Annotated in this window: 10 protein-coding genes; all 10 read right to left on the bottom strand. The window is 55.7% G+C overall.

The genetic code is table 11. The features are described 5' to 3' along the window. Positions 1 to 189 precede the first annotated feature (189 nt). Positions 190 to 696, bottom strand: coding sequence for an HdeD family acid-resistance protein (locus ACW9UQ_RS17310; protein ID WP_458932256.1), 507 nt, complete (start codon positions 694 to 696; stop codon positions 190 to 192). Between the two features lie 21 nt (positions 697 to 717). Next, positions 718 to 2,409 carry a BatD family protein gene (locus ACW9UQ_RS17305; protein WP_458932255.1) on the bottom strand — a complete coding sequence of 564 codons (1,692 nt, stop codon included), beginning with the start codon at positions 2,407 to 2,409 and terminating at the stop codon, positions 718 to 720. Between the two features lie 14 nt (positions 2,410 to 2,423). Then, a complete protein-coding gene (locus ACW9UQ_RS17300) occupies positions 2,424 to 4,523 on the bottom strand; it encodes a VWA domain-containing protein (protein ID WP_458932254.1) in 2,100 nt (699 codons plus the stop codon). Positions 4,524 to 4,525: 2 nt separating this feature from the next. Continuing rightward, entirely contained in the window at positions 4,526 to 5,518 is a 993-nt protein-coding gene (locus tag ACW9UQ_RS17295) for a vWA domain-containing protein (RefSeq protein WP_458932253.1), read from the bottom strand. Further along, complete coding sequence (locus tag ACW9UQ_RS17290) at positions 5,518 to 5,973, bottom strand: DUF4381 domain-containing protein (RefSeq protein WP_458932252.1); 456 nt, start codon at positions 5,971 to 5,973, stop codon at positions 5,518 to 5,520. The genes ACW9UQ_RS17295 and ACW9UQ_RS17290 overlap by 1 nt, the downstream gene beginning before the upstream one ends. Beyond that, positions 5,970 to 6,875 carry a DUF58 domain-containing protein gene (locus ACW9UQ_RS17285; protein WP_458932251.1) on the bottom strand — a complete coding sequence of 302 codons (906 nt, stop codon included), beginning with the start codon at positions 6,873 to 6,875 and terminating at the stop codon, positions 5,970 to 5,972. The genes ACW9UQ_RS17290 and ACW9UQ_RS17285 overlap by 4 nt, the downstream gene beginning before the upstream one ends. A 10-nt stretch (positions 6,876 to 6,885) precedes the next feature. After that, positions 6,886 to 7,902 carry an AAA family ATPase gene (locus tag ACW9UQ_RS17280; protein ID WP_458932250.1) on the bottom strand — a complete coding sequence of 339 codons (1,017 nt, stop codon included), beginning with the start codon at positions 7,900 to 7,902 and terminating at the stop codon, positions 6,886 to 6,888. A 260-nt stretch (positions 7,903 to 8,162) separates the two neighbouring features. Beyond that, on the bottom strand, positions 8,163 to 9,707 hold the full coding sequence (locus tag ACW9UQ_RS17275; protein WP_458932249.1) for a DHA2 family efflux MFS transporter permease subunit: 1,545 nt from the start codon (positions 9,705 to 9,707) through the stop codon (positions 8,163 to 8,165). Further along, positions 9,704 to 10,681 (bottom strand): HlyD family secretion protein, encoded by a 978-nt coding sequence (locus ACW9UQ_RS17270; RefSeq protein WP_458932248.1) that lies wholly within the window; start codon positions 10,679 to 10,681, stop codon positions 9,704 to 9,706. Before ACW9UQ_RS17270 ends, ACW9UQ_RS17275 begins: the two co-directional genes overlap by 4 nt. Positions 10,682 to 10,744: 63 nt before the next feature. Next, positions 10,745 to 11,527: a 3-hydroxybutyrate dehydrogenase gene (locus ACW9UQ_RS17265; protein ID WP_458932247.1), complete on the bottom strand. Its 783-nt coding sequence runs from the start codon at positions 11,525 to 11,527 to the stop codon at positions 10,745 to 10,747. Between the last annotated feature and the right edge of the window lie 394 nt (positions 11,528 to 11,921).

The following is an 11,921-nucleotide window of genomic DNA, read 5'->3' as shown; positions in this document are numbered from 1 at the left end:
TTGATCATCCCAATGATTTGGACTTCCGTGAAACGGCTCTTTCGCATTCGTTTGCTCCTTCAAAAGGTTGAGCAAACTCTACATCAGAACGAGGGAAGTTTCGGGGGGCAGGTCAGCAGGTAGCACTGGTGTCTTTTGAGATGATATTTCGGCGAGATTAGGCCAGCCTTAAAAACTGGTTCCAATCGATCAAGACTGTCGAAGCTTCCAACCAAGGGAGACCAACGGGACGGCGGTGAGTATCAGCTCTACCCCTAACAAAACACCCAGTATGTTCTCAGCCGGACGCGGAAAATCTGCAAAGAGCATGAACCCAAGAAGGATCGACACAGCGCCCGACAGTAATAGAAGCCAATAGCCTCGTGTGTCGATCATGACGCGCGCGAAGACAAGCCTTGTGATGCCGGTTACTAGAAACATGAATGCAATGAGCACGGTCAGCGCCGTTAGACCAGCGATAGGGTTGGCCACCATGAATATGCCGATCAGGAGCATGCAAGCTGCCATGATACTTGCTGGCAACCGGTCGCTTGGAAGGGTTACCACTGCCACCAATCCGAACGTGCCAATAAGAAAAAATGCCCATCCCAAAAATAGTTCCGTCGAGATGGCAGCGGCAAAAGGATAGGTTAGAGCGAAAATTCCCCCAGCAAAGCATAGAAGCCCGATGAAGATCAGTATTGTAGAGTTTTTCATTCTAGGGCTTTCAAAGTCAGATTAGGCTGCATGGGATGGGTAAAGCGGTGGCAAAGCGGTTTTACTATTAGCGTGTTTGAGGACGTGCCATGATTTGCGCCGGGCATTCAAGACATCGTTGAGCAGCAACTTCAGGTCGGGGGCCGACCGTTTCGGCAAACTGGCAAAGGCGTCATCTTCCAACGCTTTCAACGCGGTGTCGAGTGCGGTGCGGTCGAACGACGTCGAAACGGAGCGCAGTTTCAACAACGTCTTATAGAAGGCCTTATGATCCCGTTGCGCCGCAAGTCGTTTGAGCGTTTTGGTCATCGCTCTTTCTTCGGTGCGGTGTGTATTGGTTGTTCGTTGAATGCGACGCAAGAACCAGAATGCGGCAACACACACCACCAAAGCTGCAAGGGCACCTGCGAAGATCAGCGGCGAAACACCGGGATTTTCCGCCGACACCTGAAGCTTGGAGGCGGGAGCATCAGGGACAAGCGTGGGAGGTGGTGCGCTGCCCTCAACGGTGATCGCCAATGCGGGCAGCACGGCGGTTTTCGACTGATCGTCCGTCGTATCAAGCCAGGAGACACTGACTTCGGGCAATGTAATCTGGCCGCCATGCTGAGGGACGACAGACAAGATATAGTCGCGGCGGGCGACCGTGCCTTCATCCGTCTGGACCATATTGGTCGTTGTATCATCCAGATAGATGCGTGCGCCGTCCGGTTCATCGAATGCGATATCCGGCAACTGTTCCGCGCGGGCTCCAAGCGCGAAGAGACTGATCCGTCGCGTAACGGCTTCACCTTCGCGAAATTGCGGATTGGCGGGGTCCCATTCCGCTTTTATTTCCACAGCCTTGGCCGGTAAAAACCAATCTGACCCACTTGTCGCAGGATTGGCCGAAACGTTGATAGTGACTGCGTCAGATCTTGCGACAAAAGGTTTGCCCGCATTGAACATGCTGCCGAATGGAGAGCGTCGCATCATATTCGGCATCATTGACGATCCAAAGTCAAAATCTGCGAAAGGACTCTGCTGTGCGCTGGGGTCACGAACAGCCCCGCGCAGGGTAAACGGCGCGATGTTCAACGTCCCTTCATGTTGAGGGCGCAAAAGATAGGTCCGCTCAATCACGGTTGTCGGTTGGCCCTGTCGCTGGACTTGAGAGACGTGATCTTGCCCAGTTTGAGTCAACTCAAAATCGCCTGTCGGTGCAACAAGCTGGGCTTCCTGTAGGGGCAGGACGGTTTCGATCCGCACTGTCAGTGGAATTTCCTGAAAAACATAGTGGGAGCCTTGATCGATCTCGGCGCTGATTTCGATGCCTCCAACGCCTTGTGATTTGGGAAGCGTGGCCGCATCAACGACCTCGACGGTTAGCGGTGTGCTGCTCAGTGTGCCAGCGGTCAGGGCGGGGATGGTCAGGGGGCCTTTTGCACGCGGCGAAAGGGTGACGATCCAGCTTACGCTTTGCGAACGGCGACCGTTGATGACTTGTATCTGAGACGATTGCGATGTTCCCAGAACCTCAAAATCCTGCTGAAGTGGCGCAAGATCGGGGGCTGCTTCCCCCGAGCCATCTGCTGTCAACACCAACTGAAACGTATCGCCCTCGGCAATCTGGGTGCTGTTGGTGCGCGCGATAAGGCCATCGGCCTGGGCAGATGTTGCAAACATGAGAGCCAATGCCATGGTGGCTGCAAGGGACGTGATCCAGTTTTTCATGGTGCTATCCTCGTTCAGTTTCCCGTTTGCCTGCGGGCGTAATGTTGCCGGATACGTGCGCGCAGCAGGCCTGATGGATCGTCGGGGACCCGGCGCAGCTGCTGTTCGAGAGCCTGGTCAATCGGTTGCGCCGCCGGGGCAGAGCTTTCGACGGTCTCTTGCGGTTGTTGGTCCGGTGCGTCGCCGAGGATGTCGGACAGAAGTTGGCTGAGGCCTCCCTCGTCGCCCTGCTGGCCGGTCTCTGTGCTGGCAGCGTCTTGAGAGGTACGATCCTGCCGCTCTGTCGCGTCGCTTTGTTCCTGATCGTCCTCTTGGGATTGTGCCTGAGCATCCGTTTGCTGATCTTGCGTTGTCTCCCCATCCTGCAGGTCTTCCGACGGTTCGCCATCTTGTTGGCGTTCAGCCTCTGCACCAGCTTGCGGGGATTGACTTTGCTGCTCGCTGGATTGGTCTTGCGGGCCTTCTGCGCCGTTTTGCTGTTGTGAAGCCTCGCCACTTTGCTGGTCTTGCGCCTGTTCGCTGCCTTGCTGTTCTTCGGACTGTTCACCGCCTTGCTGTTCCTCAGATTGACTGCTGGATTGTTGATCCTGTGGCTGCTCTCCGTCTTGTGGACCTTGGGATTGCTCGTCGCCCTGCTGGTTTTGGGGCTGTTGACCACCCTGCTGATCTTGAGGCTGGCTTGCATCTTGCTGATCTTGTTGTTGGTCGGTTGCCTGATCCTGAGGTGCTTCCTCAGAATCCTGCTGCTCCAGCAACCGCTCAATCAGATCGCGGTTGAATTTCGCATCGTCATCATCGGGGTTGGCTGCCAATGCGGTATCATATGCTGCAAGTGCACCTTCGAGATCACCTGATTTCGCCAAAGCGTTTCCCTGATTGAAGGGTGACACCTGAAATCCCTGGGTAGCAGAAGCAAAGTCTCCGGCACGGTAAGCGGCGGATGCTTGCCAATCTGCATTGTCAAAAAGAGACTTCGCCTCATCGAAACGGCCTTCATTGAACGCCCGTAGTCCCTGTTGGTCGGGCGTGGACCAAAGGTCATCCCATGGCCCTGCCAGTGCTGCCCGGGGTTGGAACACAGCGCTGGTCGCCATGACGGCCAGCACAAAAACCAAACCACGTCGAAAGAGGAACGGCGCAAAAAACACTGGCAAGAGCAAGAGCCAATAACCCATGTCGCGCCAATCGTCGGCCTGAAAGTCCTGACGGTCTCCGGCGCTGGACATGGCGCTGGATGACGCTGTCAGCAACCGATCAAGGTCCGCTTCTCCGGCTGTGATCATCGAAAACTGTCCTCCTCCAGCTGTGGCAATTTGCTCCAGTTCCTCTTTCTCCAGAGTTGTCACGAAGGTTTGCCCGCTTTGTGCTGTGATGGCGCGTCCGTCGGCGGTTCTGAGGGTTGCTCCCTCTTCGCTGCCTGCCCCAAGGACCGAAACGCTATACCCGGCACGATATGCCGCCTCGGCGGCCTCACGACTGGCATCGGGGTCGTTGCCCCCGTCATCTGCGAGGATGATGATCTGCCCGCGCACTGCGTCGCTGCGTTCAAGCATGTGCTGCGCTTCTGAGATCGCGAGATCAAGCCGATTGCCCAAAACAGGCATCAGGTTAGTCGACAGTTCCGGCAACATTTCTTCGATGACCTTGGGATCGCTGGTGAGAGGGGACGCGACAAAGGGAGTGTCGGAATAAATGACTAGACCGCGTTCATCGCCATGTGTGCGGTCCAGAATATCCCGTAGCTTATGAATCGATCTTTTGAGCCGCGTTGGGGTCAGATCATCGGCATTCATGGTTTGAGCGAGACTGAGAACGATAACTGTGGGTTCGCCGCCTTCGAAACTGGGCACATCGTTTTTTTGCCATGTCGGACCTGCAAGCCCGATGATCGTCACTGCCACAACGCCAGCTCCGATGACCGGGAGGATGCGAGATCGCGCATTTGATGAGCCTTTGACAGCGAGATGCTGAAGCAAGTGCTGATCGACCAACTTGGCCCAGCCATTTGCCGCGCCAAGACGGCTTTGACGTATCAGTAACCAGATCATCCCAAGGGAGGGAAGAAGCGCCCAAAGCCATTCAGGCCGGATGAAATGGAAGTCGGCGAATGTCATCATCAGGCTCCTTGACGGGTGGGCCGGATCGGCAATCCGGGTCGTAATTGGATCAGCGCGAACAATGCGCAAAGCAGCACCGCCGCCCCTGCGGGCCAGAAGTAGAGAGAAACTTCGGGGCGGACGTGCAGGGGATCTCCGCTCACCGGCTCCAACCGATCAATGGCGCGGTAAATCTCTGCAAGGCCCTGCACATCGGCGGCGCGGAAGTAGGCACCATCGGTTATGGTGGCAATTTGCCGAAGCGTGCCTTCATCCAGATCACTGGTTGGCATAAAGCCGCGGCGGTTTTGTGCACCAACGCCGATTGTGTAGATGCGGATGCCAAGATCTTTGGCAAGGCCAGCGGCTTTGATGGGATCCATCACGCCTTCGTTGTTGGTACCGTCGGTCAGAAGCACAAGCACTCGTCCTTCGGCCGGGCGATCCTTGAGGCGCTTGATCGATACGGCAATTGCATCCCCGATTGCGGTCTTTTGGCCAGTCAGGCCAACCTGGGCCTGATCCAGTAGATCGCGGACAACGGTTCTGTCGAATGTGAGCGGGGCCTGGAGGTAGGCCCGGTCGGAAAAGAGAACCAGACCAACACGGTCCCCTTCGCGACGGGCGATAAAGGCCTCTGCGGCTTCCTTTACGACGCCCAGGCGCGTTGTGGGGCGGCCCCCGACAGCAAAGTCGCGTTCGTCCATCGAACCGGACAGGTCAATGGCCATCATGATGTCACGTCCTTCGGCTGGCAAAGGAACCTCGGGACCGACATAGGCGGGACGTGCCACGGCTGTGACCAGCAGGGCCCAGATCAGGGAGGCCAGAACCAGCTTCCAGAGCGGGGCTTTACCCCTGGTGTTCGATGTGGCCACCCGCTGTTGCAAGGCGGCAAAAAACGGCACTTTCAACGCGCCGCTGGTCCTGGGATCGACGGGTTTCAGGAAACGGCGCGCCAGAAACGGAACTGGTAGAAGAAGAAAGGCAAAGGGCCAGAGAAAGGTGATCATCATTGCCTCCTGATCCACTGGGATGCAGCTTTGCGCAAAACCTCGGAGGATGGCGCATTTTCAGGTGTTGGGGCGTAAGGAGCGTCGGCCAGATAATCCGCCAACGACAGTTCCATACCCTTGGCGGTCAAGTGCGCAGTCCAGTCATGTCCTTTGAGCAGACCAATGGATCGGTCTTTACGCATCGCCAACCGACGCAGAAGGACGGAGATTTCAGTCGCAAAGGTTTTGGTGTCGTTTGCTTTCAGCTTTTCAAGCTCTCGCAGCGCAAGATAGCGAGCGGTACGTTTGCGAAGCATATTCCAAAGAAGTGCAGCCAGGATCAGTACACATATCGCGCCAATCAGCAGCCACCAGCCAGATGCGAGCGGCCACCACCCGATCGGCTCGGGCAGTCTGATATCGCGCAGCTGATCCAGCTGTGCCGCTATGTCTGGTGAAAGCTCGGATGTCATGCTGCGGCCTCTCTTTTGGTCGAAGGGCGGAGAATCCCGGTCGGGTCAGCATCCGTCTGAAGGAAATGAAGCGCCATGGCGTTTTGGCGCGAAATTTGCGCGAGGCGGGATTGGCGTGCCGCAAATTGATCGGCGTAAAACGCGAGATCCTTTGTGCTCAGGCTGCCAAGACCCATGATATTTTCTCCGTCGCTGATCCGGCCACCGTTCGGGGGCAGCGCTGCATCAAGCGGGTCGGTGATCTGGATATTGGTCACATGGGCGGTTCGGGCCAACCGGCGAAGTTCCTGTGCCGCGAGATCATCAAAGTCGTTAAAATCACTGATCAGGAAAGCCAGCGTTCCGGGTCGGCACACGCGACGCAGGCGACGTATGCCGCTGGAGAGCGAGATTTCCTGCCCCGGGTCGATATCAGGCGCGGTTTGCTCGGAAAATCCTTCAAGCATGCCCAGAAGCGCCCGCCGGGTGCGAGTGGCGCGGTAGTCAAGAATCCCGCTACGTGTCAGAACAAGACCACCGACACGGTCGCCACCATCATGACCCACCCATGCCAACATCGCTGCAATCTCAGCCGCCAGGTGGGACTTGAACCGAACACGGGTGCCGAACTGCATCATCGTCCGCAGATCAACTAGGATGTGTACGGGACGTTCACGCTCTTCCTGAAACAGTTTTGTGTGTGGCTGTCCGGTGCGGGCCGTCACGCGCCAGTCGATGGATTTCACATCGTCACCCGGCTGGTAGATCCGCGATTCGGCGAACTCCATGCCGCGCCCGCGAAAAATGGACCGGTTCGCCCCCCATTGGTGCGTTGAGACGCGTCCTGACGGTGCGAAGCCGGTTACGCCGCGCGCAGGTCGGGTCCGTACCAGTTCTTTCAGAGTTGCAACAATCCCTTGCATCACGTTGTCCTCAACTGACAGGGACGCGGTCTATCAAAGCATCAATGAAGCCATCGACTGTTTTGCCGTCCGCCTCTGCTTCGAAACTCAGAATGATGCGGTGTCGCAAGACATCGTGCAGGACGGCCTGCACATCCGAGGGTGTGGCAAACTCAGAGCCACGCATCCAGGCATGCACCCGTGCGCATCTGTCCAATGCGATTGTGCTGCGGGGGCTTGCCCCATAGGCCACCATCTCGGCCAGATCGGCACCATAGGTCGATGGTTGTCGCGTCGCGAGAACCAACTGGATGATATACTCCACCAGTGCGTCAGACGCGTGTGTTGACATCGCTTCTTTCCGCGCCGCGAAAATGTCCGACGGAGCAATCATTTTCTCGGGCGCCGGCGCTTCACCCGCGACCTCACCGCGAACAATGCGCAGGATTTCGCGTTCGGCATCCGCGTCGGGATAGTCGATCTTCACATGAAGCAGGAACCGGTCAAGCTGTGCTTCGGGCAAGGGGTATGTCCCCTCCTGCTCAATCGGGTTTTGTGTCGCCATGACCATGAAAAGATCAGGAAGGCTGTATGTCGTACCGCCGACGGTCACTTGGCGCTCTGCCATTGCCTCTAGCAATGCGGATTGCACTTTCGCGGGGGCCCTGTTGATTTCGTCGGCCAGAATCAGATTGTGAAACAATGGGCCACGTTGGAATGTGAACGATCCTTCCTCGGGCCGGTAGATGTCTGTGCCCGTCAGATCGCTTGGCAACAAATCAGGTGTGAACTGTATCCGCCGGGCATCGCAGTCCACGGTTTGTGCAAGTGCGTTGACGGCCTTGGTCTTGGCCAGGCCTGGTGCGCCTTCAAGCAAAATGTGGCCGTCCGCGAAAAGTGCCAGCAAAAGCCGTTCGACGAAACGGTGCTGTCCGACAATACGGTCATTCATATGGGACTTGAGGTACTCCACCAGACCGTTCTGACTGTCTGCGATATGTGTCGTGATCTTGTTCATGGTCATCTCCTTGCAATCGACGCTCTGCATGTCCTTCCAGAAACATGCAGAGCGTTTCCTCCGCGATGGGGTAGGGGGGTCCCCGAGAGGCTCGCAAAAGAACATAAGGTCCAGACTTGACCCCAGTTTGATCCGGAATTTAAATCTTTGTGAGGTTTGGCAGCATACCGCCCAAGGTCCTCTTGTAAGCGCTGCTCGCACTCGCGCAGACGTGTTGGACCAAGTCAGGCAGATCAAAGTTTTTGGACAAGAGGCCAGCCTTGTGCCGTTGTTCGTCGCGACAAAGAATTCTAGTGTACGGGCGCTTTGTCGCCACTGGTAATTGGACGTCGCATCATGAGAAGGACGGGAAGGAGGGCCACGGCGACCCAGCCCAATGCGTCGAACACATGTGTATAGGACATCAGTGTCGCTTGCCGCTGAACTTCACCAAATAGAATAGCTGCGCCTTCTGAACTCTCCGGCGTCAAATGTAGCGGCGCAAGATATGCACGCGCAGCATCGGAGTAAGCCGTGACATTTTGCGTCAATTGAGCAGTTTCCAACGCGACTCCGCGCACGATCATTGCGCCGACAATCGCAATGCCAATGGATGATCCAAGTTGCCGAGTGACGCCGTAAAGCCCTGATGCTTCGTCCTGTTGGTTGGCTCCGATGCTGTCGAAGGCCAACGTTGACAACGGCACAAAGACAAGACCCATCCCCAGCCCGGCAGCAACGCCCGGCCAAGCCAATTGCCAGAAACTCGCGTCGAGGGTCAGTTGGCCGAGCAAAAAGTTGCTCCACGCCGTAAGAAGAAGGCCAATCGCGGCAAGAAGCCGTGGGTCAAAGCGCGTGACCAATACAGCGCCCGTGAATACCATCGAGGCGCCCGCAGCGATGCCGCGCGGGATGAAGAGATGACCCGCATCTGCAACCGGGTAGCCCAAAAGCCCTTGCACGAAGAGTGGAAGTATCGCGATCCCTCCGAACATCGAAATTGCAAATCCGGCTATGATCAAATTCCCACAGGCGAAATTCCGGTCTGCAAAGAGGTGCAGGTCAATAATGTTTTGCGCATTGCGATACCCCCGCAGCAGAAAACCCAGACCCCCTAACACTGCGGCAATCACGGCAATCTGGATAATCCGGGAAGATAACCAATCCTTGCTTTGACCCTGATCAAGCATGAATTGTAGGGACGCAATGCCAATGGCCATAAGCGCCAAGCCGGTCCAGTCGATGCGCACGGTTTCCGGTGCGTCTTCGGGAAGCTCGCCTGCCAACATGACTACTGCGACAAGCGCGATTGGCAAGTTGACAAAGAACACCATGCGCCAGCTATAAGCCTCTGTAAGGATTGCCCCAATCGTTGGACCCAACACAGGTGCGACGACGACGCCCAAACCAAACATCGCCATGGCCTGCCCGCGTTTTTCTTTGGGAAAGGCATCGAACAAGATGGATTGTGACAAAGGGATTAGGAACGCTCCGAACATGCCTTGACCCAGCCGAAACGCGACCATGGATCCGAGGCTCCAGGAAAGGCCACACAGAGCGGAGAAAGTCGCAAATCCCAGAATGGCGGTGAGGATCAATCGACGACGGCCAAAGCGCTTGGCCATGAAACCCGTCAGCGGCATGACCACCACGGCGGAGACGATGTAACTGGTCAAGATCCAGGTTGTCTGGTCGGTTGTTGCGCCAAAGGATGACTTGATGTGCGGAAGAGCAACGTTGACAATTGTACTGTCAAGGACCTCGAGCACGGCGCTCAGGACCACGGCGACAACTATTGCGACGCGAACGCTTGAACCAGTGGCAACAGCTGGCAGAGGGGCCGCATTCGTGATCATTGCGACTGTTCGGTCGTATCGACTGTGACGGTCGAACTTGCACCCACTCTTAGGTCAGGATGACTTTCATCTAGAGCAATTCGAGTTGTGAAACGTTGTGTGACCTTGATCCAATTTCCGCTGGCGTTTTCGGTGGGCAACAGGGCAAAGGTCGATCCCGAACCCCGACGGATGGACTCAACTATCCCAGTGAGCGCGACGTTGGGCAGCAAATCGACCGAAATTGCGACGGGCTGGCCGTCTTTAATTCTTGTCAGATCCGTTTCTTTGAAATTGGCCTCCACCCACCATTCGCTGTTATCGACCATCGCGAACAGGGGAGTGTAGGCCGTGACAATCGTGCCTTCACGCAAGGAAAAGTTTGCGATCCAACCGTCGAAAGGCGCTGTAATCTTAGTGTGGTCGAGATTCAGTTCCGCCGTATTCTGTGCAGCTCGCGCGGACACTAACGTGTCCTCATTGGAAACCGCTGCGCTGCGTGCTCGAGCCAAGCTTGCTTCTGCCGCATGTAAAGCACTTCTTGCAGAGGCTTCTGTTGTGCGTGCATTGTCCAGTGCCGCTTGTGATGCGTTATCATCGTCAAAGAGTTGCTTGATGCGGTTGCCTTGTGCAACAGTAGCTTCAAGAGTGACCCTGGCACTTTCGACTGCCGCTGCGGACGCACTAATCTGCTGTCTAAAGCTTTCGCGGGCATTTTCCGCTGCTTCCACCTGAGCCTTTGCTTGGGCAAGCGCGTTCTTGTACACAGTGTCGTCGAGATCAAAAAGTGGATCACCCGACGAAACTCTTTGGTTGTCCGAAACATGGATCGCAACAACCTTACCGGTCACTTCTGGCGCAATGTTGATGACTGCGGCCTGAATATATGCATCCTGCGTTGAAGGATAGAGCGTTTCATGGCGCCAGTAGCCAATCAGACCACCTGCAATGGCCACGACAAGGACAACGATTGAGAGATATTTGAATTTCTGCATGTAAGAAGGTGTCCTGGCCATCAGACTAAGAAAGACATTGGAAATTGAGGCTGTGCTAGGGAGCTATTCCATGAACCAGCCGTGGCTGACGATCATGGACTGCCCGGTCAAAGCGTTGGTGGGAAACGCTGCAAAGACATGTGCAACTTCGGCGACATCTTCCACTGTTGTGAATTTCCCATCTACAGTGCCACCAAGCATCACACTCTTGACGACCTCTTCCTCAGAGACGCCAAGTTCCTTGGCCTGTTCGGGTATCTGCTTGTCGACAAGTGGTGTTCGCACAAAGCCAGGACAAATCACATTTGCACGCACGCCATGCGCCGCACCCTCCTTGGAGATAACACGCGCAAGGCCCAAAAGGCCGTGTTTCGCTGTGACATATGCAGCTTTGAGTTGCGAGGCTTCTTTGGAATGAACTGAACCCATTAGAATGATCGTCCCTTCACCCTGTGCATACATATGCGGCAAGCAGGCTTTGGACGTAAGGAATGCGCCATCAAGGTGGATAGAAAGTAGTTTTTTCCATTGGTCGAACGGAAAGCTCTCAAGCTCATGTACGATCTGGATACCGGCGTTCGAAACCAAAACGTCGACGCGGCCCCAAGTTTCAACAACTTGCTTGATTCCAGCATTCACCGCCTCTTCGTCGGTGACATCCATTTTGACACCAATTGCTGAGCCCGGTCCAATCTCTGTGAGCCTCGCAGTGGTTTCCTCTGCATCTTCCAATTGGAGGTCCGCAATGGCAACTTTTGCACCGCTTTCGATGTAGCGTTTTGCGACGGCAGCACCAATCCCTCGAGCCGCACCTGTGATAACGCATACCTTGTCTTGTAAATTCATTCGAATAATCCCCGTTCCGGAGCGCGCGCAACTACGACTACGCTCGATGATTGGCTGTTCCCAGAAGCCTTAAGGCACAGACAACGCATGGAGTTGTCCCGAGATTTACATTTGCGCAAACTTGGGATCCCGCAATGTTTACCCATTCAAGCATGTCACCATCTTGAATTGCGAGATCCGGTCGCTACGTGCACTTCCGCGAGAAACAGCTAGGTGTTTTGGTGCGTGATCTCACGACCCTGCTCTGTCGAATCTTTTGTTTTTAGGGCCTGTGCACACTATTGCATAGTGCTGTTTTGTACAAAGTATCTGTTATGAATGAGATAACAGAAAGCCACTACGCGCTGATCTGCCCCTACTTACCGGTTCAGCGCGGGAATGTGCGGGTTTCGAA

This window comes from Halovulum sp. GXIMD14793 (genome assembly GCF_054457435.1).
The sequence above is the reverse complement of the archived record's forward strand: the minus strand, read 5'-3'. Positions and strand labels throughout refer to the sequence as shown.

Excerpts from the sequence above, each read along its gene's own strand:
- ACW9UQ_RS17310 (WP_458932256.1), bottom strand. The coding sequence starts at position 696 with ATGAAAAACTCTACAATACTGATCTTCATCGGGCTTCTATGCTTTGCT.
- ACW9UQ_RS17305 (WP_458932255.1), bottom strand. The coding sequence starts at position 2,409 with ATGAAAAACTGGATCACGTCCCTTGCAGCCACCATGGCATTGGCTCTC.
- ACW9UQ_RS17300 (WP_458932254.1), bottom strand. The coding sequence starts at position 4,523 with ATGACATTCGCCGACTTCCATTTCATCCGGCCTGAATGGCTTTGGGCG.
- ACW9UQ_RS17295 (WP_458932253.1), bottom strand. The coding sequence starts at position 5,518 with ATGATCACCTTTCTCTGGCCCTTTGCCTTTCTTCTTCTACCAGTTCCG.
- ACW9UQ_RS17290 (WP_458932252.1), bottom strand. The coding sequence starts at position 5,973 with ATGACATCCGAGCTTTCACCAGACATAGCGGCACAGCTGGATCAGCTG.
- ACW9UQ_RS17285 (WP_458932251.1), bottom strand. The coding sequence starts at position 6,875 with ATGCAAGGGATTGTTGCAACTCTGAAAGAACTGGTACGGACCCGACCT.
- ACW9UQ_RS17280 (WP_458932250.1), bottom strand. The coding sequence starts at position 7,902 with ATGCAGAGCGTCGATTGCAAGGAGATGACCATGAACAAGATCACGACA.
- ACW9UQ_RS17275 (WP_458932249.1), bottom strand. The coding sequence starts at position 9,707 with ATGATCACGAATGCGGCCCCTCTGCCAGCTGTTGCCACTGGTTCAAGC.
- ACW9UQ_RS17270 (WP_458932248.1), bottom strand. The coding sequence starts at position 10,681 with ATGCAGAAATTCAAATATCTCTCAATCGTTGTCCTTGTCGTGGCCATT.
- ACW9UQ_RS17265 (WP_458932247.1), bottom strand. The coding sequence starts at position 11,527 with ATGAATTTACAAGACAAGGTATGCGTTATCACAGGTGCGGCTCGAGGG.